Annotated in this window: 18 protein-coding genes; 7 read left to right on the top strand and 11 right to left on the bottom strand. The window is 63.7% G+C overall.

Annotation, left to right across the window (positions count from 1 at the left end; genetic code table 11):
- Positions 1 to 64: 64 nt before the first annotated feature.
- Entirely contained in the window at positions 65 to 568 is a 504-nt protein-coding gene (locus SM755_RS03085; RefSeq protein ID WP_323171397.1) for an ArsR family transcriptional regulator, read from the top strand.
- Between the two features lie 271 nt (positions 569 to 839).
- Here the strand turns inward: SM755_RS03085 and SM755_RS03080 are convergent, their stop codons facing one another.
- From SM755_RS03080 to SM755_RS03065, 4 genes are all read right to left on the bottom strand, one after another.
- Complete coding sequence (locus SM755_RS03080; protein ID WP_323171396.1) at positions 840 to 3,491, bottom strand: hypothetical protein; 2,652 nt, start codon at positions 3,489 to 3,491, stop codon at positions 840 to 842.
- Positions 3,492 to 3,798: 307 nt separating this feature from the next.
- Positions 3,799 to 4,392, bottom strand: a complete 594-nt coding sequence (locus SM755_RS03075; protein WP_323171395.1) for a hypothetical protein — start codon at positions 4,390 to 4,392, stop codon at positions 3,799 to 3,801.
- A 250-nt stretch (positions 4,393 to 4,642) separates the two neighbouring features.
- Entirely contained in the window at positions 4,643 to 4,996 is a 354-nt protein-coding gene (locus tag SM755_RS03070) for a hypothetical protein (protein ID WP_323171394.1), read from the bottom strand.
- 238 nt (positions 4,997 to 5,234) lie between these two features.
- Entirely contained in the window at positions 5,235 to 6,377 is a 1,143-nt protein-coding gene (locus SM755_RS03065; RefSeq protein ID WP_323171393.1) for an NAD-dependent epimerase/dehydratase family protein, read from the bottom strand.
- Between the two features lie 145 nt (positions 6,378 to 6,522).
- On the opposite strand from SM755_RS03065, the gene allB reads away from it, so the two are divergent.
- Both allB and SM755_RS03055 read left to right on the top strand, forming a co-directional pair.
- On the top strand, positions 6,523 to 7,899 hold the full coding sequence (gene allB, locus SM755_RS03060; protein WP_323171392.1) for an allantoinase AllB: 1,377 nt from the start codon (positions 6,523 to 6,525) through the stop codon (positions 7,897 to 7,899).
- A 106-nt stretch (positions 7,900 to 8,005) separates the two neighbouring features.
- A complete protein-coding gene (locus tag SM755_RS03055) occupies positions 8,006 to 8,632 on the top strand; it encodes a DUF5804 family protein (RefSeq protein ID WP_323171391.1) in 627 nt (208 codons plus the stop codon).
- A gap of 26 nt (positions 8,633 to 8,658) precedes the next feature.
- Here the strand turns inward: SM755_RS03055 and SM755_RS03050 are convergent, their stop codons facing one another.
- From SM755_RS03050 to SM755_RS03040, 3 genes are all read right to left on the bottom strand, one after another.
- Positions 8,659 to 9,384 (bottom strand): hypothetical protein, encoded by a 726-nt coding sequence (locus SM755_RS03050; RefSeq protein WP_323171390.1) that lies wholly within the window; start codon positions 9,382 to 9,384, stop codon positions 8,659 to 8,661.
- Positions 9,385 to 9,454: 70 nt separating this feature from the next.
- A complete protein-coding gene (locus SM755_RS03045) occupies positions 9,455 to 10,435 on the bottom strand; it encodes a PLP-dependent cysteine synthase family protein (RefSeq protein WP_323171389.1) in 981 nt (326 codons plus the stop codon).
- Between the two features lie 106 nt (positions 10,436 to 10,541).
- A complete protein-coding gene (locus SM755_RS03040; protein WP_323171388.1) occupies positions 10,542 to 11,600 on the bottom strand; it encodes a Glu/Leu/Phe/Val dehydrogenase dimerization domain-containing protein in 1,059 nt (352 codons plus the stop codon).
- A 138-nt stretch (positions 11,601 to 11,738) separates the two neighbouring features.
- Here SM755_RS03040 and SM755_RS03035 point away from each other — a divergent pair, with 138 nt between their 5' ends.
- The gene (locus SM755_RS03035) at positions 11,739 to 12,107 is read left to right on the top strand and encodes a thioredoxin domain-containing protein (protein WP_323171387.1); all 369 of its coding nucleotides are present in this window, start codon (positions 11,739 to 11,741) and stop codon (positions 12,105 to 12,107) included.
- Positions 12,108 to 12,277: 170 nt separating this feature from the next.
- Entirely contained in the window at positions 12,278 to 12,745 is a 468-nt protein-coding gene (locus SM755_RS03030; RefSeq protein ID WP_323171386.1) for an SHOCT domain-containing protein, read from the top strand.
- A 66-nt stretch (positions 12,746 to 12,811) separates the two neighbouring features.
- Here the strand turns inward: SM755_RS03030 and SM755_RS03025 are convergent, their stop codons facing one another.
- The 4 genes from SM755_RS03025 to thyA all read right to left on the bottom strand — a co-directional run bounded on the left by SM755_RS03025 (position 12,812) and on the right by thyA (position 17,984).
- On the bottom strand, positions 12,812 to 14,965 hold the full coding sequence (locus tag SM755_RS03025; RefSeq protein WP_323171385.1) for a thioredoxin domain-containing protein: 2,154 nt from the start codon (positions 14,963 to 14,965) through the stop codon (positions 12,812 to 12,814).
- Positions 14,966 to 15,088: 123 nt separating this feature from the next.
- Entirely contained in the window at positions 15,089 to 15,742 is a 654-nt protein-coding gene (locus SM755_RS03020) for a calcium-binding protein (RefSeq protein WP_323171384.1), read from the bottom strand.
- 695 nt (positions 15,743 to 16,437) lie between these two features.
- The gene (locus SM755_RS03015; RefSeq protein WP_323171383.1) at positions 16,438 to 16,971 is read right to left on the bottom strand and encodes a dihydrofolate reductase; all 534 of its coding nucleotides are present in this window, start codon (positions 16,969 to 16,971) and stop codon (positions 16,438 to 16,440) included.
- On the bottom strand, positions 16,968 to 17,984 hold the full coding sequence (gene thyA / locus SM755_RS03010; protein ID WP_323171382.1) for a thymidylate synthase: 1,017 nt from the start codon (positions 17,982 to 17,984) through the stop codon (positions 16,968 to 16,970). Before thyA ends, SM755_RS03015 begins: the two co-directional genes overlap by 4 nt.
- Before the next feature lie 116 nt (positions 17,985 to 18,100).
- Between thyA and SM755_RS03005 the strand changes: the two genes are divergently transcribed.
- Both SM755_RS03005 and SM755_RS03000 read left to right on the top strand, forming a co-directional pair.
- Positions 18,101 to 19,666 carry a ribonuclease H-like domain-containing protein gene (locus SM755_RS03005; protein WP_323171381.1) on the top strand — a complete coding sequence of 522 codons (1,566 nt, stop codon included), beginning with the start codon at positions 18,101 to 18,103 and terminating at the stop codon, positions 19,664 to 19,666.
- 2 nt (positions 19,667 to 19,668) lie between these two features.
- Positions 19,669 to 22,479 (top strand): DEAD/DEAH box helicase, encoded by a 2,811-nt coding sequence (locus tag SM755_RS03000; protein WP_323171380.1) that lies wholly within the window; start codon positions 19,669 to 19,671, stop codon positions 22,477 to 22,479.
- Position 22,480: the final 1 nt, after the last annotated feature.

Below are 22,480 nucleotides of genomic sequence, written 5' to 3'. Positions count from 1 at the left end.
GACGTGCATGAGAGACGATGATGGACTGTGCGTCGAGACACGACAACTAACTGTTACATAAGCAATGTCTGTCCAGAGGAGTCGTCCCGAGTCGCTCGCAGAAAGCGAAGTCTTTCACATTCTCGGCAACGACAGACGGCGAGCAATCGTCCAACTACTCGCACACCAATCCGGACAGGTCGACGTCTCGGACATCGCAACCGAAATCGCTGCCACCGAGTCCGAAACGACCTCAGTACCGAATAACCTCTACAAAAGCGTCTACGTCTCCCTCCAACAGACGCATCTCCCTCAACTCGAGGAAGACGCAGTTATCGAGTACGACTCAGACACCAAAACAATCCAACCGGGGCCAAACTTCGAGGACGTTATCACCTATATTGACGGCCACGATGGTGATTACACCCGAGTTCTCCAACTCCACCTTGCCGCCTGCGTCATCGGCCTCGGCCTTATCGTCCTCACCGGACTCGACCTCCCGCTGCTTTCCAGTCTCGATCCCGTCCTCTGGAGCGTCCTCATTCTAGTCGCCATCGCCGGGAGCAGCCTCTACCGGCTCTTCGCTTGAACTCTCGCCACTCACTGCCGTTCCCGCCAGCAGAGACACTCTTTTCACGCCGTACTCACCACCCGCGACGTTCAACAGTCGCCGAACTCAAATGCCCAAGAAACACCGTTTACAGCGCTCTCCACAACAATTGCACTTTCCACAACTATCGTTTTCGCCACAACAGAGACAACGCTACCACGTTCGCTCTCACAACGCTACCACGTTCGCTCTCACGACGCACCTGATCCACACGGAACGAAAAAATCGGCCGGCTGACAGCACTTCCGACTTACGCGAGTGCCGCAGCCACGTTCGCACTCGGTCCCGACTCCTCGGCTGCTGAACTCGTCGTCATGTCGTCCATTCCCGAGTCGTGCATACTGACAACAATGATGGTTGCCTGCTCAATCGTAACGGAGATCTCGGAGTCGTCACTAGTATCGGTGTCAGTATCAGTGTCGGTCTCCGTCTCGGTGTCGGTCTCCGTCTCGGTGTCGGTGTCCGTCTCGGTATCGCCATCAGTCTCTTCCGCATCGTCAGTCATCGCTTCGTCAGTATCGCCGTTGGTTTCGGTATCGTTGTAGTCGTCTGTGTCGTCCGCTTCGGTATCCGTCTCTTCAACGCCGTTCTCGGTTTCGGTTTCGGTCTCGGTCTCGGTACTTACATTGTCCGAGTCCTCGATGCCGGTCGTCGTGGAGTCGTTCTCCGTGACACCGTTGTCGTCTTCGATACCGTCGTCAGTAGCATTGGTATCAGCCGTCGCCGAATCGGCCTCGGTATCGGTATCCGTCTCGTGGCCATCTTCACCGGTGTCGATACCGTTCTCGGCCCCAGTATCGGCACTGTCGTCAGCACTGAAGACGAAGATGGTCGCCTGTTCGATCGTTATCTCGTGTTCACCGGCATCGGCATCGGCATCTTCGACCGCTGATTCATCGGTTGCGTCGTCGTGCTCATCGTCTGCGGCACCGTCACTGGCGTTATGGTCGTCTCGCTCCTCCGATGGTTCCGTCTCAGTGGTCTCGTCGTCCGTTTCTGGGGATTCGGTATCGTTCGTCTCCGTCTCGTTCATTTCGTCGTCCCCACCATCACAGCACGTGTCTGCCGTGGCAGCTTCGTCCGACTCGTTTTCAACGGGAGCAGTCGTGTCGTTCTCCTCGTGTTCGTGTTCAGTATCGTTGGTTTCCGATGACTCCGTTTCAGTGGTCGTGTCCGTCTCGTTCATCGTGCTGTCGTCTTCAGCGCCACAGCACGCGGTCTCTGACTCACTGTCGTTGGCGTCAGTTTCGGTATCCGTCTCGACTGTCTCGTTTTCGTCGTCGAGTTCAGTGTCGTTGGTGTCGTCGGTGGTGGTGTTAGTGTCGGTTTCGGTGTCAGTGTCGGTCTCGGTGTCAGTTTCGGTGTCGGTCTCGACATCCATCTCGTCCTCGGATTCGGTGGTGTCGACCTGTTCGTCAGCCGCTGAATCGAGTCCCTGAACGAGGACGAAGATCGTCGCACGCTCGATCGTGATCTCACTCTGGTTGCCGTTGGTCATCTCGTCCGCCGGCAGGTCGTCTGCGCTGTGGAGGAGGACGAAGATGGTGGCGTTCTCGATGGATGCCGTGCTAACGGAGTCCGTTTCCGTTTCTGTGTCTGTGTCTGTTTCTGTCTCAGTGTCCGTTTCTGTCTCGGTAGTCGTCTCGGTATCCGTTCCGGTGTCGGTTTCAGTGTCAGTTTCAGTCTCGGTGGTAGTTTCAGTGTCAGTGTCAGTTTCGGTTTCTGTCTCAGTGTCCGCAGCCGTTTCGTTTTCACCGTCCGGTTGCATCGCACCGTCACCGGCATGGTCGCCCATGGACGACTCCATTCCGTCTGGATCGAGTGGGGCGATCGTTGGCTGTTCAATTGTCACTTCGATCTGTTTCTCGTCGGACATGGCGTCGTCGTCGCTGCACTCGAAGCCGTGTGCGACAAGGGTCGCCCGGTTGATCGTGACGGTGAGTTCACCATCGCTAGCGGCGGTATCGGCTGGCTGATCGTCGACCGGTTGGTCATCCGTCGGTTCGTCATCCGCCGGCTGCTCAGCTGCAGGCGTTTCGTTCGCTGGCTGCTCATCTGCTGGCTGCTCGTCTTCGGGTGCATCAGCGGCTGGCTGATCGTCTGCCGGTTCGCCGTCCGCTGGTTGCTCGTCCGCCGGCTGCTCAGCTGCTGGCTGCTCGTCTGCCGGTTTCTCGTCCGCCGATTCGTTAGCCGCCGGCTGCTCGTCTGCCGACTCGGTGTCGTTAGCTGGCATCTCAGCGGCGCCGTTGTCGGCCGTTCCGTTCGCTTCGACCGTTACAACTGCCTCAGCAGTGACGGCGTCGCCTGCATCAGTGACGTACGGGCCGTCCTCTTGACCGTCAGTCTCGACGAAATCGTACTCCTGGTTGTCGTTCGTATCGAGGTGCGGCATGGCGACCAGCGTTTCGTCCTCAGTAAGCGGCTCGTCGAGCGTAATCTCGATGTTCTCGTGCGTCCCTGGTTCGAGGTATGCTGACGTACCGATCACGCTCTCGATAGCCTCTCCAACGAGAAGGCTACTGTTGTGAATCGTCACGAAACCCCCGTCAGGAAGCGTCGCCTCCTCAACAACGACCGTCTCGCCCGCAGTCGTCTGGTCTTCGAAGGTTACCGCCGCCGTCTGTGCCGGTCCGTCATCGCTTACATTATCGCCGGCTTCTGCATCGCCGTTCGTTCCTGTCTCATCGGAGGGTTCCGCCTCGTCTGTCGCCCCCGAGTCCATCTCCGTCTCCGACGCCGTCGTCTCGGTTGCTGTCTCTCCCTCGTTACTGCTCTCCTCGTGTGCCTGGTCGCTCGTGTTTCCACTGGCACTCGCCGATGTTGCCCCCGCGACCATCGCAACACCCGAGGTTATCATCATCAGTGTGATGAGCAGTACGAGTAGCTTCTTGCGTACGTTCATAGTGTGCCGTTGAAGGCACTCGTTCATCGCTGGAGTGGCGCTTAAACCGCCACAACCATTTCGCCAGGAAACTGTACACTACGCGTTCCTGACGCCAGACACGCCGATCCCGTCGCCCGCAGAAAGGACCGATTGAGAACCACAACGACACCAGTCGCCGTTCGACATACACCGTACTTGTCGTCGCCCTTCAGTGTGTGACCCCAATTCTCACACAGTACACGGACTCGCGACAGACGATACATAACACACCGAACATAACATACCGAACATAACACACGACACGCGATGTGCGATACACTACTCACTACTCGTTCGACTGCTCCGGCGACTTCGACGCCGTCGGCTCGTGCCCCGGCAAACAGACCAGATTCTCCCGTCCCAGCCGTAACTTGGTAACCTGATCATCCTCCTCGAGTTCAGCCAGCAGTCGGCTCACCTTCGCTTTCGACCAGTCGACCGAGTCGACGATGCGAGACTGTTTCATGCGCCCCCCGTTCTCGCGGATGAGTTTGTGGACCCGCTCCTGGTCGGTCATGAACTCGTCGCGGCGGGAGTCGTAGTTGGGGTTGTGCTTGTGTCGACGATTGTAGTCGGGTCCGTGCTCGCTGTCGTGGTCGTAATCGTGTTCGGTGGTATCGCCGTAGCTGTCGGCCCTGCGATTCTGTAATCGGTCTCGAGCGACGAGGATCGTGCCCAGGGCAGTCAGGAGGAGTAATCCGAGGAGTGCTGCAAGGTGAGCACCGCCGCTAGTCTGGAGTGGCACCGCAGAGAGAGTGGGCTCGAAGCCGACGCGTTCAGCGACCGCGGCGTGGTCGCTAGCCGAGCGAAGCAGTCCCGCGTCGGAGACGGTGATGGGGAAGTGGATGCTCATGATGACGACGAACGAAGACTCGCTCACTCGTTTCTGAACCGTCGACATCCGCCTTCAAAGTATTTTTTATGGGTCATGTATTGTTATTACTTGGTAAGTATATCACAGAAAGTGGTGTGTGCGGGAATCCGACGCGATACTGAGCCGTCTCCGGCCGGTTTCGAAGGATACCGTAGCCGTCGGTAATTCGGTTTTACCAGTGAGCGGTAATCCGACTGGAAACTGGTATGGCCGATGCGTGAGCGGAAGCCAGCGGAAGCCGACGTCCGTCTCGCCATCAGATGCCCGGGACGCCGGCGGCCTCGAAACCGGTGATGCCGAGGACTGCGAGGACGTACAGGATGACCAGGACCGAGATCCAGGCGACGATCGTGATCGCGATTGCATCGACCCAGCCGCCAGGATAGCGAGCGTTGATTACAGCAAGGTACGCGACGAATACCAGAAGCGGGCCGAGCAACGGGATCCAGCCGAGGAAGAACCCGACGACCGCCCAGACGACCGCCCCGATCAACGCCGTGATGAACGCGTACGTGTAGTCGTCCGTGTCGACGACGAACCTGGCACCGAGGAAGATGCCGAGCGCGCCGATGAGCAGGCTAACCACGAACACGATGAGGTTCTCGATCATAGACTGTGTGAAGCCCCCCATACCGATAGTTATCACTCACCTACACGAACTGGACAGCACGATTAATCCGTCTATCAATACGCTTCTCGTCGCGCTAGCGCCGGTTCTTCCGGGAAATTACGCAGTACCTTCGTAACGAAGACGAGGCGTTATCGGGGAGCAGTTGTCTGTTTGTCACTCCCCTCTCGACTTCGTCTCGATCGCAATTGCACTCTCCTCCCGCTATCCCGGCATCCAATTATTCCTGTGAATACTGCTCGTGCTGTGCCGCCATCGCCGCCCGCTGTGAACTCGTCGCGGACCGGTCGGTTTCCTGAACAAGGGTCCGAATCCCCGACTCGAGACCCACCTGCGCCTCGAACTCGAGTTCACGGCGCGCCTTGGTGATATCTGCGCCGCTGTGTCTGATGTCTCCGGGTCGGGGTTCTCGGTGGACGATCGGGGCGGTGGAGCCGACCGCGTCCCGAACGAGTTCAGCGAGCTCGCGGATCGACGTGCGTTCGCCGGTACCGATGTTGTAGGCGGTGCCGACGGCGTCGGTCGTCGCCGCCTGCAGGTTTGCTCGCACGATGTCGGAAACGTGGATGAAGTCCCGCGTCTGTTCGCCGTCACCGTCGATGGTGATCGGATCGTCCGCCCGCGCCTGGTCGAGAAACGTGGAGATGACGCCGCTGTAGGGGCCTTGCTGGCGCGGCCCGTAGGCGTTGAAGTAGCGGAGCGCAACGGTGGGCAGGTCGTAGAGTTCAGCGTAGCGGCGGGTGTACTGATCGAGGGCGAGTTTCTGGATTCCGTAGGGAGAGTTCGGGTCCGTCGAGGCGGTTTCGGAGATCGGGAGCTCATCGGGGTGGCCGTAGACCGCGGCACTCGAGGCGACAACGACCCGTGCGTCTTCCTGGCGAGCCTGCTCCAAGACGAGGAGACTGGCGTCGAGATTCGTCTCGTTGCTCCGTCTTGGCGCGTCGACGCTTCGGGAGACGCTGACGAGAGCGGCCTGGTGGAAGATCAGATCGACGCCGCGAGCGGCTCGCTGGAGTGCCATGGGGTCGCCGATGTCGCCGTCGATTACGGTGACGTTGTCGTGGATAGTCGTCGAGTCCGTCGAACCCATGGAATCCGTCGAATCCGTCGTTCCAGTCGATGTTGCTGGTGGTTCTGATTCTGAGGCCGATTCCGATGGCGATGTCGATGTTGATGTCGGTGCCGATGCCGGCCCTGAGACCGACGCCGACACGGGCGGAAGATACTCCCGAGAGCCAGTCGAGAAGTTATCGAGCACGCGAACCTCGTTGTGCGGAGCCAACGCGCCGACGAGATGGCTCCCGATGAACCCCGCACCACCGGTTACGAGGACTGTGCTGTCGCGGATCGCTGGGGAGGTCATTACTCCTGCGAGGACGGCCGCTCGGTTTAGTATAGCACTCGTACCGCCGCCGTACACGGAGCCTACACCGTACGCGAGGACGAGTCGAACTCGAGTAGGAGAGACAGAAGCTATATGCGCCCGCCTCGGCAACGCTACGGCACCCATGAGCGTCGACCTCGTCGTGCGAAACTGCACCGTCGTCACGCCCGCCGGGCGGTCGCCGAACTCGGGGGTCGCCGTCGAGGACGGAACCATCGTCGCCGTCGGCCGGAGTGACCGCCTCCCTGACGCCGACCGCGTCGTCGACGGCAAGGGCAACGTCCTCGTCCCCGGTATCGTCGACTGTCACATCCACAACCGCGAGCCAGGTCTCGAGTACAAAGAAGACTGGGAGTCCGCGACGCGCGCGGCCGCCGCGGGCGGCGTCACGACCGTCGTCGGAATGCCGAACACCGACCCGGTGATCGACCGCCCCGAGCACCTCGAACTGAAATTCGAGCGCGGCGAAGCCTCAGCGCACGTCGATTTCCAGAGTTACGTCGTCGTCACCTCGGAAAACCTCGACCGGATTCCGGCGCTGGACGAGGCCGGCGCGCTCGGCTACAAGATTTTCCTCGGCTCCACCGTCGGCGACGTGCCGCCGCCGAACGACGGCGAGATTCTGGAGGCGATGAAGCGCATCCGCGAGACCGGCAAACGACTCGGCTTCCACGAGGAAAACGGCGAGATCATCGATCACTACACGGCGCAGTTCAAGGCGGACGGCAAGACCGACCCGATCGACCACTCTCACTCTCGGCCCGTCATCGCCGAGCAAGAGGCCGTCGAGCGGATGATCACCTTCGCCGAGGAGACCGGCGCGAAGGTCCACATGTTTCACGTCTCCTCGGGGTCGGCCGCCGAAGCCGTCGCTCGCGGGAAGGACCGCGGCGTCGACGTGACGGCGGAGACGACGCCGCACTACCTCTGGTTCACCGAGGACGTCATGCACGACGTCGGGAATCCCGCGCGCATCCAGCCGCCGATTCGGGACGCCGACGAGCGCGACCGACTCTGGGCGGTCGGCATGGACGAGGGCGCAATCGACTGTATCGCGACGGACCACGCCCCGCACACCCCCGAAGAGAAGAAAGTCGACGATCCGTTCGGCAACACCTGGGACGCAATCTCCGGCTTCGTCGGCCTCGAAACCGAGGTTCCCGCGCTGCTCACCTTCGTCGATCAGGGACGGCTCACGCTCGAGGAGTGGGTCCGCCGGCACGCGGCGCGTCCGGCGCAAGTCTGGGGGATGTACCCACAGAAGGGATCGTTACAGGTCGGTACGGACGCGGACTTTACGATCGTCGATCCCGACCGCGAGTGGACGCTCGACGACCGCGACGAACTCCATTCGAAGAACTGCGTCACGCCCTTCGTCGGCGAAACGTTCACCGGCGACGCGGTCGCGACGGTCGTCCGCGGCGAGTTCGTCTACGACAATCAGGAAGTCGTCGGCGAATCCGGATACGGGACGCGAGTCGACGTGAACGACGGCGACTAGTGCGGGCGCTGTTTCCGTTACGCGAAGCCATCGCTCGAAGACAGCGCGTGCCGCTCGTATCGCAAAGCCGAAACCGACATTACCGAACCGACCACACTGTCTGACAGTGACCCGTGTCTGTCTCATCGGGACCGACGACTGTACCCTCCAGTACGAACTCCTCTCCCGCGAGACCGCTCGCGAGGCCCTGACGACCTACGATCTCCGACGCCCCTTCGAAAACACGATCGCCCTGCGAACCGTCAGCGTCGGCGCTGCCATCTCCCTGCTCAACGATCTCGACTGGTATCTTACTCGCTTCGTCGACGCAGCGCTCGTCCAGGACCCCAGCGTGAGCGAAGACGAATGGCTCTCGCGTGAACTCGCGACGGAACTGCGAAACGGAGCGATCGAACCGGACGAAACCGCCGAGTTCTGTAAAATCTACGGCGTCGAACGGGTCGAACCGACAGATGCGTCGGCGTCAGAGCCAGCGCAAGCGGATGAGTCGGCGGCGGAGATGGCGGAAACCACTGGGGTACCTGCCACAAGCGAAATCACCGAGACCACCGAAACAGCCGAAACAGCCGGAACAACCGACGAAACGACACCGCCCAACCGCCAACCGCAAACGCGGCGGCTCGTCGAACCGCTCTACGTCCGTCGAACGGACGGCAGCCTACCCGAATACGATCTGCGAGATGTCGACTCGACGCTCGTCGTTCGACTCACCGAAGCGGAGCACTCGCCCTGAACTCGGTTATGACCCGCCCGAGCGCGTCACTTCTCTGTCTCTTCTTCCGAATCAGTATCTGACCCGGTGACAGACGTGGATGAACTCGCACTACCGCTCCCCGAAGCCATACTCTGGCTGTGTTCGTCTCCGTGTCGATCGACGACCGTCACCGAGAGTTCCGTCGTCGGTTCGTCAGGGAAGGTGGCGCGAACGAGCGCGCCGACGGTTACCTCCTGCTGGGCGCAGGCCTTTTCCGGCGACCGCTGATCGGTAACCGTTGCCTCGACCGTTAATACGTCGTCCGAGAGTTCGACCGAGTCGATAGCCATCTCGGTGCAGGGGTTCGGAGCGCCGGCCTCGATCGAAACGAGTCTCGAGTTCTCGAACTCGGTATCGTCGACGAATCGGGTCGTATCCTCGCCGACATCGCGGTCGGCGAGCCAGTCGTCAGCGTCGTCACGCGAGTGTATGTACTCGATCGTGGGATCGTCGGAGCGTGTCGGCTGTTGGTACTGGTGGGTTTTCGTGGACAGTTCGTCGTCGTTCTCGGTCTCGTCGCCGTCGCCGTCGCCGGTATCGTCTCCGTTCTCGTCGCTCTCGTTCCCGTTTGCCGACTCGTTCCCGTTTTCGTTCCCGTTCCCGTCGGAGTTGGAACCGGCACCGGGATCCGGATCGTCGTCATCGTTGCTATTGTTCGCGACGCAACCGGCTGTGAGCGCGAGTAGTCCTGCGGTGCTACCGAGGAGCGTCCGTCTGGAGGGTGGTGACATTGCTATGCCATCCTACATCGGGCCGGATAAAGACGATTACCCTAGGTGAAAGAGCGATTTTGGCTACGCGTTACCCGAACAGTCCGGTCGACAGATACCGCTCGCCGCTGTCCCAAAAGACCGTCACGACGAGCGGACAGTCCTCGGCATCCGTGCCGCCGTCCGGTTCCGGCATCGCCGGCTGCTGGCGATCGAACGCATCCGGGAGCTCCGGACACCCACCGGCAGGGTCGGCGATTTCGGTGGCGATTCTGTTCGCGACCAGACTCGTCGCGCCGCTCGACTGCCCGACGAGAATGCCCTCTTCGCGGGCGAGGCGGCGACACTCGTCCTCGGCGTCTTCCAGTCTGACCGTCTCGACGCGGTCGACCAGGTCCAGATCGAGGTTGTCGCTGACGAACCCCGGCCCCATGCCCTGGAACTCGTCCTCGCCGGACTCGCCGGTCGACAACACGGCGTTCCGTTCCGGTTCGACGGCGATGATATCCATCTCGGGGAACGCTTCGCGGAGCCGGCGACCGGTTCCCGAAAGCGTGCCGCCGGTGCCGACGCCGGCGACGAACGCGTCGATTTCGCGGTCGCCGACCTGTTCTAGAATCTCGACTCCGGTCGTCTGGTAGTGGGCCTTCGGGTTGGCCGGGTTCTCGAACTGACCGAGCTGAACCGCGCCCTGCGCCGCGAGTTCATCTGCGCGTTCGCGGGCGTCTTCCATCTCGCCGTCGACGAGTTCGAGTTCAGCGCCGTAGGCGGCCATGACGCGGCGGCGCTCCTCGGATTTCGAGGCGGGCATGACGATGGTGAGGTCGTAGCCGCGGGCGGCGGCGACGAGCGCGAGACCGATGCCGGTGTTCCCGCTCGTCGGTTCGACGAGCCAGTCGCCGGGTTCGATCGCGCCTTCGCGTTCGGCTGTGCGGATCATCTCGCGGGCCGGGCGGTCCTTGGCCGAGCCTCCCGGATTAAAGGATTCGACTTTTGCGGCGACGGTTGCCCCATCCGGTGAGTCGACCTGGACGAGCGGCGAGCCGACGGTGTCCAGGATGCTTCCCTTCATTAGACCAGGGTATGGAGTCGAGACGTAAACCCGTGCTGGACACAGGCAGGACGTGCCGGTGGTGTCACGGTCAGTGATAGAATCGCCGCCTCTGGCCTGCGGGGCATCAGTTCGACGGCAGCGCCGGCGTCACCGTCTCGGACGCGTCGATGCGCTCTCGGGCGTAGGCGTCTGCCGCATCGAGGACTGTGCAGTCGTCGGTTTCGGCGCGGTCGACCATCTCGCCGAGTCGGTCACCGATCGCTTCGGCCTCCGCGTAGGCCTCGTCGTAGGTGCCGCCGAGGTGTTCCTTGCCGACGGTGATCAGCCCGCCCGCGTTGATCACGTAATCGGGCGCGTAGAGGATATCCCGCGCGGCGAGTTCGTCGGCGTGACGCCGCTCCGCGAGAACGTTGTTCGCGGAGCCGGCGATGATGTCGCACTCGAGCTGGTCGATCGTCTCGTCGTTGACGACGCCGCCGATCGCGCAGGGAGCGAAGACATCGCACGGCTGCTCGTAGACCGAATCCGGAGCGACGACATCAACGTCGTGGGTCGCGGTGAACTCGTCGATAGCGTCCCGGTTCACGTCGGAAATCGTTACGGACGCGCCGTGTTCGAGGAGTTCTTCGGCGAGTAGATGGCCGACTTTGCCCAGCCCCTGGACGACGACGTCGAGGTCGCCCGCCGAGTCGGTACCGTAGACGTGCTCGGCGCAGGAACGGATGCCGGAGAAAACGCCGTGGGCCGTGACTTCGGAGGGGTTGCCGAGCCCGTCGCTGCCGCCGACGACGTGGTCGGTTTCGCGGGCGACGATGTCCATTTCTTCGGCTCCGGAGTTGATGTCGACCGAGGTGATATACCGACCGCCGAGACAGTCGACGGCACGGCCGTAGGCCTCGAGCGCGTCTTCGGTTTTGACCTCGGCCGGATCGCCGACGATGACCGCTTTCCCGCCGCCAAGCGCCAGATCGGCAGCGGCTGCTTTGTAGGTCATCGCTTCCGAGAGCCGCAGTACGTCCGTCAGTGCGGCGTCTTCGGACTCGTAGTCGAGAATGCGCGTCCCGCCGAGGCTCGGGCCGAGACTGGTGTCGTGAATCGCGACGATGGCCTGCAATCCCGTCTCCGGATCGGAAAAATACGATACTTGCTCGTGGCCCGGCTCGGCGATCGAATCGAATACCATGCTGATAACGCTTGTGTTTGGTGTAAAAATACCACCGACTCGGCGCGGGTCGCATCTGTCGCATGTCAGGTCCGCTCCGCAACTGCAATGCCTGTCGGAAACACGGGCGTTAAGCATCCCGGTTCCCAATCCGTGCGTATGAGTCTCGAAACCATGCAGCCGAACCCCGCGTGGGACGCCGCCTCCTACGAGGACGCGGTCGATACCCTGGAAGCACACGACGACCTGGTATACACGGTCTGGGGCGGAGACTGGTGTAAGGATTGTCGCCGACTCCTGCCGGACTTCGGGGCCGCCCTCGATGCGGCGGATGTCCCCGAAGACCGAATCGACGAGATCGCCGTCGACGAGGACAAGCAGGGCCCCGGCGTCGACGAGTACGGCATCGAGTTCATTCCGACGATCGTCGTCGAAACGGAGGACGGCGACGAAGTGACCCGCTTCGTCGAGGAAGAAGACGTGCCGCCGGCGATCTGGCTGGCCGAGCGGATCGACGACGAGCGATAGGCGATAGAGTTGGCAGACGCGCCGGAAGGTGCTGGCGGGACACGAGCGAGAAACGGCCCCATCCGACGCTCCGACGGGACGAGCGAAACGGAGTCCACTGGAGTTCTTTGCGTCGCCGTCCTGGGTGAGAGTTCAGGAGTGTATATGTGTCTAGCGGACGAGGAAACAGTATGGAGAGCCGGCTTCAGCGATTCGTGGCGGAGGAGCTCTGGCTCTTGGTCTCGATCGTGACGCTCGCGCTCATCAGTCTCGCGGGGGTTGCCGGATTCGAACTGCTCTCCGGCGCGATCGCCATCGTCGGCTGGTTTCTGCTCACGCCGATACTGCTGTTCTGGGGCGACGAGATCGCAGCGGCCCTCGATAGCGAGCGCGAGACGGCAGAGACGGCACACGAGCGCGATGCACTCGACGAACTCAAACACCGGTATGCAAGCGGCGAACTAAGCGAGGACGAGTTCGAACAGCGGCTCAGTCGACTGCTGGAGGCAGACGACGCGTTCGAGCGCAACGGATCGAACGGCAGTAGCGAGAGGGAACCGAAAGCGGTCGAGACCGGGAACTCGACCGGACAGGACGCGACAGTGGATCTCGCCGGGACGGACGGGGACGATGACAAGGAGCGAGAAGTCGACCGATAGCGACGGGTTCCGGACCGAACATCGAATCCCCAACGGCACCGACCGCCGACTCGGCACGAGTCGCCGCTAGAACGGACTTTCGGTCACCGTCCCGCCGTCCTCGAGCCACTCGAGTGCCTCCTCAACATCGTGTGTCGGCGGCGAACACGTCCGGTCGCGGCAGACGTACAGCGTCGGCTCGCCGTCTCTGGTTTCCCGTCCGGCCCAAATCGCCGGCGCGTCCGTGAGTTCGAGTTCGTCGAGCCACGGCTCGAGTTCGTCGTCGGTCGCCGGCCGCCGCGCGAACAGGCGGTCGGGAAGATAGCGCGAGGCGAACGCGTCGCGCCACTCCTCGGGGAGGTCGTCCGCGGCGATCGTCACCTCGAGTGCGCCCGATTCGAGGCGGTCGGCGGCGAGACAGAGCGTCGCGTGTTCGAGCGAGTTCGTCTCCAGGCGGTTGGCGTGGGTTTCGAGCACCGTCGTGGCTATCCGTTCGAACTCGCCGCTCTCGCCGGCGAAGCCGTCGAGTTCGAGTAGCGTCTCGACCGCGACGCCCGCGGCAGAGGGCGTCGATTGGTCGCCCAATTCCTGCGGGCGGGTGACGAGGGATTCGCCGCTTTCGGGCGTGAAGTACAGCGTCCCCTGCGCTTCGTCCCAGAACTCGGCTTCGATGACGCGCGCGAGTTCGAGTGCGAACGCGAGGTGGTCGACCTCGCCGGTCGCCTCGTAACAGCCGAGCGCGCCCCGGGCGAGGAAGGCGTAGTCCTCGAGGTAGCCGTCGATGGCGACGTCGTGGTCCTTGTACCGCCGGGAGAGGCGTTTCTCGTCGGCGTCCCAGAGCCGGTCGCGGACGAACGCGAGCGCGTCGGTGGCCATCTCGGCGTAGTCGTCCTCGCCCAGCACGAGCGCAGCTTCGGCGCAGGTCGCGATCATCAGGCCGTTCCAGCCCGCGAGCACCTTCTCGTCGCGGTTCGGCCGTGGACGCTGTTCGCGCGCCTGAAACGCCGTTTCGCGCGCCGACTCGAGCCGCTCTTCGACCTCGTCCGCCGGCAGGTCAAACTGGTCCGCCAACTCGTCGATCGAGGCGACACGGTTCGGTTGGTTCTTCCCTTCGAAATTGCCCGATTCTGTAATGTCGTATCGGGAGCAGAACAGTTCAGCGTCGGTCTCGTCCGTCACGGCGGCCTCGACTTCGTCCGGCGTCCAGACGTAAAACGCCCCCTCCTCACGCTCGCCGGTTTCGGGATCTTCGCTCTGGGCGTCGAGCGTGCTGAAAAAGCCGCCCGCCTCGTGCATCAGTTCGCGCTCGACGAAGTCAAGCGTCTCCGCGACTACCTCGGCGTAGCGCTCGTCGCCGGTCTGCTGGTAGCCGAGCAGGAACGCCCGCGGAATCTCGGCGTTATCGTACAGCATCTTCTCGAAGTGAGGGACCGTCCAGTCCCGATCGACGCAGTAGCGGTGGAAGCCGCCGCCGACGTGGTCGTAGAGCCCACCCGCCGCCATCGCATCGAGGGTTTCGACGAGGACATCGCTGAACTCGTCTCGCCCCGTTCGGTCCGCGGCGCGGGCGAGGACGCGGAGCCGCGAGGGCTGGGGGAACTTCGGCCCGTCGGAACCGAAGCCGCCGAACTCGTGGTCCGCGCTCCGAAGGGAGGCGTTTGCGGCCGCTTCGAGCACGTCGCTCGACGGCGGCTGCGACGCGCCGACGGCATCCGGCGTCTCCTCAAGTCGGTCCGTTGCGGCTGCGGTCCACTGGTCGGCGCGGTTCTCGATTTCTTCGCGGTCGCTCTCCCACGAGTTCGTCACGTTTTCGAGGATATCGAGAAAGCCGGGCTGCCCTCGCTTTGCCTCCCTCGGGAAGTAGGTGCCGACGTAGAAGGGCTTGCCCTCGGGGGTGAGCCACGCCGAGAGGGGCCAGCCGCCGCGGCCGGTGACGAGCTGGCAGACGGTCATGTAGATGCTGTCGATATCGGGGCGCTCCTCGCGGTCGACTTTGATCGGAACGAAGTGCTCGTTGAGTTGCGCCGCGACGGTCTCGTCGGCGAAGCTCTCGTCCGCCATGACGTGACACCAGTGACACGCCGAGTAGCCGATCGAGAGGAAGATCGGCACGTCGTGCTCGCGAGCCGTCTCGAGGGCCTGTTCGTCCCAGGGTTGCCAGTTGACGGGGTTGTCCGCGTGCTGGCGCAGATAGGGACTCTCCTCGTCCGCAAGGCGGTTTCGCTGCGTCGGGTGAGCCATAGATTCGCCTACGACTGGCAGTCCTAAAAGTCCGCCGTACTGCGGGTATACGGGTTCTAGATCGTTACGGTCGGGTCCGCGATAGCCACTGGAAAAAACAGAGTCGGATGTGTGGTGTTGGCGTTAGTTGCCGCCACCGCCGCCGCCATCGCCGCCGTTGCCGCCGTCGCCACCGGCTCCGCCGCCGTCACCGGTTTCGTTACCGTTGCCGGCCCCGCCGTTACCGGCTCCGCCGTTTCCGTCGTCGCCGGCTCCGGGATCGTCGCCGCCGTTTCCATCGTCTCCACCGTTTCCGTCGTCGCCACCGTTTCCGTCGTCGCCACCGTTTCCGTTACTGGACGCGCCGAGGTTCGCCTCGACCAGGTTCAACTCACCGCTACGGAACGAGCCGTCCTCGCCCATCGTCTCGCTGTCGCCGGCGCTGAGGTCGGCGTCCTCAGTCAGGAGGTAGCCAAGCGACGGGGCAGAACCGCCCATGTCGGTGTTGATGAGATAGAGGTCCCAGTCGTCCGGCGTGTCGAACTCGTCCGTCAGATCGGCGGTTTCGAACACGTCGTCTTTCGTCCCCTGGTCCAGTTGCGAGGCGACTTCGAACTCGACGCCTGGGTGGTAATCGTCACCGAACACGACGACCATGTCTCCGTCTCCGCCATCGTCCTGTGCCGCAGCAGTTCCCGTCGCACCTGCACCGAGGGCAACCGCAGTCGTCGCGAGCGCGCCCTTTTTCATGAACGATCGTCTCGAATCGTCGAATAGTCCGTTATCATCGTCTGTCATATCTCTCACCTGAATCCCCGTGTCTGGGGCAAACGGTTCTTGAACCAATTTTCGCATAAGTGAACGACATTGTTTCACCGTCTAAGATAGACTGTATCTGGGAAACAGACGGTTTGATGCCCCCATACGGCCGTATTTCGACGGATCTCGGAAACCAACGGGAGAGCTATCAACAATGATTTTTTATCGATCCACCGGGGTACTCGGCCGGCCGAGTTTGGATCCGTTAAAACGTATCAGATACCGATAAGACGTTCAATCGAACCTGCCCTCGGAGATCGCCCGCCCCGACGCTCGAGTTCGGTGCTGTAGCCGGTTCACCCGGTTTCCAACGGAAATACGGATAGGACGGCGGATCCATTATACAGTAAAACAAACGATTTCCCGGGCTGTGCCGTCGAAAAGCGATACGAGAAACCGGATCTATCTCGTGACTGTCCACACGAGCAAGATATCAGTCGTCGACCACCGCGAGTGCGACCGACGAGTCGAGTTCCGACCGGACGCGAGCGACACAGCGCTTGTGGCACTAGTCGGTCGTGACGCCCCCGTCGCCGCGCGCCCTCATTTCTACGACCACCGTTCCAAAACGGCGTATTGTGTCGGCGAAAGCGAGGCGTGAAACGGGATGCAACTGACAGGGCGAGCACCTGCGACGCCGCGTTTTCGCCGGTCGCGTTTTCACCGGCACCCTCTCACTCCCGACGAACGTATTCGACGAAGGTGAACTCGTCGTGTTCGTCGCGGCTCACCGTCTGAAATGACTCGCGATTCCAGTCCGGGAGACGCGCGTCGCCGTCCGGTTCGGCGTGGACCTCCGTGACGATCAGGCGGTCGAGTTCGGGCAAGAACTGTTCGTACACCGTCGCCCCACCGGCGACGAACAGGCGGTCGGTGCCGCCGTGGCGCTCGTCCGCAGCGGTTTCGGCCGCCGCGATCGCCTCCTCGATCCCACGTGCAACGACGGCGTTCGCGGGCGTTTCGAGGTCGCGACTCGTCAGGACGATCGTCGTCCGCCCGGGCAACGGTTCGCCGAGCGTGTCGACGATGCCCTCGTACGTTACCCGCCCCATGATGACGGGATGGTCCATCGTGGCTTCCTTGAAGTGCTGGAGGTCTTCGGGAATGTGCCAGGGCATCCCGCCGTCCGTCCCGATGACGCCGTTGTCGGCGACGGCGACGATGCCGACGAGTTCGCGATCGGTTTCGAGCACGGGGTCGGCGGTCATTCGGCGACGGCGAACTCGAGTCCGTCGTGGGACTCGTAGTCTCGAAGGGAGATGTTGTCGGCGGACAGGTCGTCGATCGACGCGGCGTCGAGTTCGAGCGTCGGCCGGTTGAGTGGCTCGCGCGACAGTTGTTCGAGCAGCCCCGGGACGTGGTCCAGCCGCTCGTCGCCCTCGTCCTCGGCGGGGGCTTCGGACGCGAGCCACTCGCGGATCCCGCGGTAGTCCGCGCGCTCTTGGGCGTCGGCGAGACGGGACTGGAGGGCGTCGAGATTGTCGGCGTACCACTCGCCGCGCGCGCCACGGCCGCAGTAGACGTGGGCGTCGACGACGGTGTGGGCGAAGGTGCCGGGTTCGAAGCCGGTCTGCTTGGCGACGACTTTCGTCAGGAGCGCGTAGGCTGCGATGTTGAACGGAATCCCGAGCGCGATGTCGCCCGAACGCTGGGTGAGGTGGCAGTTCAGCCGGTTGCCCTGGACGTTGAAGACGAACGAGTAGTGACACGGCGGCAGCGTCGAGACGGCCGCGTTCGCGGGGTGCCAGGCGTTGACCACGAGCCGGCGCGAGTTCGGCGAGTCAGAGAGCGTATCGATGACGTACTGCAGTTGATCGAAGGTGCGGCGGCCGTCGGCCTCCTCGGTGACCCAGCGGTGGCTCTCGTCGGGCCAGGACTCGCCGGGGAGCCGCGCGGGGTCGTCTGGAACCGGGTAGCGACGCCAGAAGCGACCGTAGGCGGTGTCGAGTTTGCCCTCGTCGTCGGCCCACGCGTCCCAGATTTTGGTCTCCTCACGGAGGTTCTCGATGTGCTCCTCGCCGGAGAGGTACCAGCAGACCTCGTGGAGCATCGAGTTCCAGCGGTAGCCGTCCATCTGCTTGGTCGTCAGAAGGGGATAGCCCTCCCGAAGGTCGACCTCGTAGTGCTCGCTGAACGAGGAAATCGTGTCGACGCCGGTGCGATTGGGCTTGTATGCCCCCTCGCTGAGTGCCGCGTCGACGAGGTCCAGGTACTGTTGCATTGTCGCGGTATTCGCAGCGGTGACGTAAAATGGGTTTGCGTTTCCGGCGGGCGATCCACTTTCACCCCGGTGTCCAAACCGTCTTTATCCCCGCGCGCCTGCCACCGACTACGACTATGGCAGGTCGCACCGGCGCTCGAGTGCTCGCACTCCCGCCAGAAACAGTGCTCAAGCACCCGGTCGCGACCCTCCGAGATATCGACGCGACGCTCGAGCCGGATGCAGTCTGGGTGCTCGGTCGCTCCCGCGAACCGACGGCCGCCGCCCGCGTCCGACACACAGTCGACGCGCCCGTGATACACCCGCCGCTCGAAACGGGCGACGATCCGCTTTCCAGACGGTCGATCGGCGACGAACTCGCGTTCGCGGTCGCCCGGAGTGCGAGCGCGCTCCGCGCTGGCGACGGGATTCGCAGCGCTTTAGACCGGAACGAAGACGAGCGCGAGGTCGACGCACTCATCTGCGACGACATCGCGACGACAACCCGCCCCACCGCGCTCGAGACGACTCTCGATCACGCGGCCGAGCTCGCGGCGGCGCTGCCCACTGGACGGACGACGACCGTCCTGTCGGGCGGGCTACCGGCCGGCTACGACGAGCGCTGGCACGTAAACGCCGAGACGGGAACGGTTCGAACCGTCGAACACGACCCGTTGCTCTCCCCGGACTCCGTGGCCAACGACTGCGTCGCCGTTCGCGTCCGGGGTGCCGGCCCCGTCGACGGCTACGGCGGCCCGAACGCAGTCGTCGAACTCGAGTTCGCGGCCGACGGTCTCGTCTCGAGCACCTCGCACGCGGCGAGCGACTTCGGACTGGAGGCCATCAGCGGAATCGGCCCGAAAACGGCCGGCCGGCTCGCGGAGTGTGGCGTGACGACCCGATCGGAGTTGCTCGAAACGCCGGTCGCCGCGCTCGCGGACGTCGAGGGCATCGGACCCAAGAGCGCGCGCAGGATGTACCGACACGCGACGGTGCTCGAAACGGGCGAGCCGCGGCGGGTCGGCGACGCGTCGTTGCCCGGCGAGCACTGGTCGACGCCGCCGCTTTGTCTCGACATCGAAACGGACGGCCTCTCGCCGACGATCATCTGGCAGATCGGGGTCTACGACCCGTCAACGGATACCTACCGAGCGTTCGTCGAACGCGACGATCCGGCCGACCGGGCGTCGGTTCTCCGGGCGTTCTGCGACTGGCTGCTCGGCATTCACCCCGACAGGGCGCTGCTCACCTGGAACGGCTGGGGGTTCGACTACCGCCACCTCGGGGCGTTCGTCGCCCGCCACTGCCCGGCCTACGCCGCGGAATGGGAGTCGATCCCCAAGTTCGACCTCTATCTCTGGGCCGACGGCGACGACAACGCGCTCCTCCCCGGCCGGACGAACGAACTCGACGTCGTCGCCGCCGAACTCGGCTACGACGGTGCGGCGACGGGGCTCGACGGCGCACGGACTGCAGCAGCATATCAGCGATTTATGCGAACGGGCGACGAATCTGAACTCGAGTGGGACCGCCACAAGGCCTACTGCGAGGACGATTGCCGGGCGCTGTGGCACGTCTACGAACGGCTTCGGGATGCGCCGCAGGTCTCGGTCTCGGCAGGGTCGTCCGCGAGCGGGGCCGCCTCGAGTTCATCGACCGCGGAGCAGGCGAGCGGCGAGCAGACCGGATTGGGTGACTTCTGAGTATGGGGATCGATACCGACAGCGACACTGATGTAGAGGGGGACAAAGACAGAGACAGAGACAGAGACAGCGACGGAAGCACGGACACCGACGCCGATGTCGATACCGACCGAAGCAGCGGCCGAACCGACGACCGACAGAACGTTCCGATCACCGGCGACGAACTGCTCGAGACGTTTCCCCGCGCTCGTTCCCGCGAGTCGGACGACGTTTCTATCCTCGAACTCCCGGGCCGCGACGCATCGGCAGTCCCGAACGCCGAGGTGCTCCGCCCCGAACTCGCCGACCCGCTCGATGACGACCTCTACACTCACCAGGCTGCGGCGCTCAGGGCTCTGGGTCGCGGCGAGAACGTCTGCGTCGCGACGAGCACCGCCTCCGGAAAGACGCGGATCTACGCGCTCCAGATCGCGCGCCACTACCTGGACGCACGCGCCCGCGGCGACGGCACGGACGCGACCGCCTACGTCTGCTACCCCACGAAAGCCCTCTCGCGCGACCAGGAGCGCGAACTGAACGAGTTCTACGATACCCTCGGGCTCGACATCTCCGTGCGCGTCTACGACGGCGACACCGAACGCGGCGACACCCGCCGCCAGATCCGCGAGACGGCCGACGTGATCATCACCAACTTCGCCGGCGTGAACACCTACCTGCACGACCACGACCGGTGGGCCCGCTTTCTCTCCGCGTGTGAACTCGTCGTCGTCGACGAATCCCACACCTACACCGGCGTCCACGGCATGCACGTCGCCTGGATCGTCCGCCGGTTGAAGCGCGTCCTCGAGTACTACGACGCCGACCCGCAGTTCGTGCTCACGAGCGCGACGATCGGCAATCCCGGCGCGCACTCGAGTTCGCTCGTCGGCGAGCCGGTGACCGTGGTGGACGAAGACGGCTCGCCGACGGGGCCGCGGGAGCTGGTGCTCTGGAATCCGCCGCCGCAGGCGCGCGAGGAGAGTGATGAGGAGCACGCCAGCGGCAGTTCAGGTGACGAGACCCCTACCGATGGCGGCGAGGACGCCATCACCGACCGCGTTCCTGCAACCGTCGAGGCCCCGAAACTCCTCTCGCATCTGGCCTACCACGACGCCCAGACGCTCCTGTTTACCCCCTCGCGAAAGCTCGCTGAACTCTCGGTCAAGCGCGCGTCGAAACACCGCCGCGACCGGAGCCGGTACTACGCGAACCCCGATCGCGGAAGCGCCATCGAACCCTACCACGCCGGCCACTCGCGGCGAAACCGCCACGGAACCGAACACCGACTCAAGACTGGCCTGCTCGACGGGGTGGCCTCGACGAACGCGCTCGAACTGGGGATCAACGTCGGCGAGATGGACGCCACCGTCCAGCTGGGCTATCCCGGCCAGCGCCAGTCGTTCTGGCAACAGCTCGGCCGCGCCGGCCGCGGAACGAAACGCGCCCTCTCCGTGCTCGTCGCCGGCCACCGGACGGTAGACCAGTACGTCGTGAACAACCCCGACTACCTGCTCGAAACCGACGTGGAAGACGCCGTCGTCGACACCGAGAACGACGCCGTCTTCGCCCGACATCTGCTGTGTGCGGCGGACGAACTCGCGCTCGACGAGTCAGACGGCAGTGCCGCGGGATTCGCCGAGCGCGACCGGCTCGAGCGCGCCGTCGAGATGTGGCGACGCTCGGGCCGACTCTCCGGCCACCTGGAAACCGGCGTCTCGTACACCGGCCCGCCCAGGCCGCAGGGATCGATTTCGCTGTACGCCACCACTGGCGAGGAGTACGCCGTTGAACTCGCCGAAGATGCCGACGAGCGTCACGATCCCGAAATGGAGCCGCTCGCGGAAGAACGCGTCCTGCGGGACTTCCACGAGGGCGCGGTCAGACTGCACGAAGGCAAACAGTACGAAGTGTGTGCGGTCGACCACACGACGCCGCGACCGTCGGTGACGCTCCGGCCCACCGACGTGGATTACTACACGCGGACGCGCACGGACGTGACTGTCCTCGACGCCGTCTCGGAGGAGTCCCGCGACATCGGCTCCGTTAGGCTGCACTTCGGACGCGGGCGAGTACTCGTCTACCACGGTACCTACGACAAGGTCGCCGTCCACGGCGGGCAGAAAAAAGAACGGATGATTCCAACCGAGAACCCGCCGCTCTCGATGGAGACACAACTCTGCTGGCTCGAGGTCCCCGACCGCGTCGAAACGGCGCTGATCGGGAAGTACCGCGAGTTCTCGGTTCCGGAGCTGGACGGCGAACTCGCGGAAACCGCCCACCTCGGCTACGCGGGCGGGCTCCACGCCGCCGAGCACGCCACGATCGGCGTCGCGCCGCTCGAACTGATGGTCGACAAGCGCGATCTGGGCGGCCTCGCAACGCTGTCGATCGATTCGCACCTCGCCACCGCGACGGAAAACGGCGAGACCGACGCCCGAGAGAACGCCAATGCCACCCCGCAGAACATCGCCGCCGCCGAAGCGACCGTGAGGGAGATCGCAAGTGAACTCGAGCACGAACCCGCCAGCGGCTGGTTCATCTACGACGGCATCGACGGCGGCCTCGGCTTCTCGCGGGCGATTTACGAGAATTTCGAGGCCGTCGCAGCGCGGGCGCGCGACCTCATCGTCGACTGCGACTGCGGCCGCGTCGACGGCTGCCCTGTCTGCGTGATGGACGACCAGTGCGGCAATAACAATCGACCGCTGCACCGCGACGCGGCCGTCGACGTGCTGGACCAGGTGCTCGGGAACGCAGACGTAGACGACCTCGAACCCTACCTGCCCGACGACGAGTTCGGCGGCGATCGGCGACCGCCGCTGTTTTACGCCTGAC

This window comes from Natrialba sp. PRR66 (assembly GCF_034808065.1).
GTDB classification, from domain to species: Archaea; Halobacteriota; Halobacteria; order Halobacteriales; family Natrialbaceae; genus Natrialba; species Natrialba aegyptia.
Note: the sequence above shows the minus strand (reverse complement) of the source record. Positions and strands in the feature narration are given on the sequence as shown.

Coding starts and splice junctions, on each gene's coding strand:
- SM755_RS03085 (WP_323171397.1), top strand. CDS start 65: ATGTCTGTCCAGAGGAGTCGTCCCGAGTCGCTCGCAGAAAGCGAAGTC.
- SM755_RS03080 (WP_323171396.1), bottom strand. CDS start 3,491: ATGAACGTACGCAAGAAGCTACTCGTACTGCTCATCACACTGATGATG.
- SM755_RS03070 (WP_323171394.1), bottom strand. CDS start 4,996: ATGATCGAGAACCTCATCGTGTTCGTGGTTAGCCTGCTCATCGGCGCG.
- SM755_RS03065 (WP_323171393.1), bottom strand. CDS start 6,377: ATGACCTCCCCAGCGATCCGCGACAGCACAGTCCTCGTAACCGGTGGT.
- allB (WP_323171392.1), top strand. CDS start 6,523: ATGAGCGTCGACCTCGTCGTGCGAAACTGCACCGTCGTCACGCCCGCC.
- SM755_RS03050 (WP_323171390.1), bottom strand. CDS start 9,384: ATGTCACCACCCTCCAGACGGACGCTCCTCGGTAGCACCGCAGGACTA.
- SM755_RS03045 (WP_323171389.1), bottom strand. CDS start 10,435: ATGAAGGGAAGCATCCTGGACACCGTCGGCTCGCCGCTCGTCCAGGTC.
- SM755_RS03040 (WP_323171388.1), bottom strand. CDS start 11,600: ATGGTATTCGATTCGATCGCCGAGCCGGGCCACGAGCAAGTATCGTAT.
- SM755_RS03035 (WP_323171387.1), top strand. CDS start 11,739: ATGAGTCTCGAAACCATGCAGCCGAACCCCGCGTGGGACGCCGCCTCC.
- SM755_RS03030 (WP_323171386.1), top strand. CDS start 12,278: ATGGAGAGCCGGCTTCAGCGATTCGTGGCGGAGGAGCTCTGGCTCTTG.
- SM755_RS03025 (WP_323171385.1), bottom strand. CDS start 14,965: ATGGCTCACCCGACGCAGCGAAACCGCCTTGCGGACGAGGAGAGTCCC.
- SM755_RS03020 (WP_323171384.1), bottom strand. CDS start 15,742: ATGACAGACGATGATAACGGACTATTCGACGATTCGAGACGATCGTTC.
- SM755_RS03015 (WP_323171383.1), bottom strand. CDS start 16,971: ATGACCGCCGACCCCGTGCTCGAAACCGATCGCGAACTCGTCGGCATC.
- thyA (WP_323171382.1), bottom strand. CDS start 17,984: ATGCAACAGTACCTGGACCTCGTCGACGCGGCACTCAGCGAGGGGGCA.
- SM755_RS03005 (WP_323171381.1), top strand. CDS start 18,101: ATGGCAGGTCGCACCGGCGCTCGAGTGCTCGCACTCCCGCCAGAAACA.
- SM755_RS03000 (WP_323171380.1), top strand. CDS start 19,669: ATGGGGATCGATACCGACAGCGACACTGATGTAGAGGGGGACAAAGAC.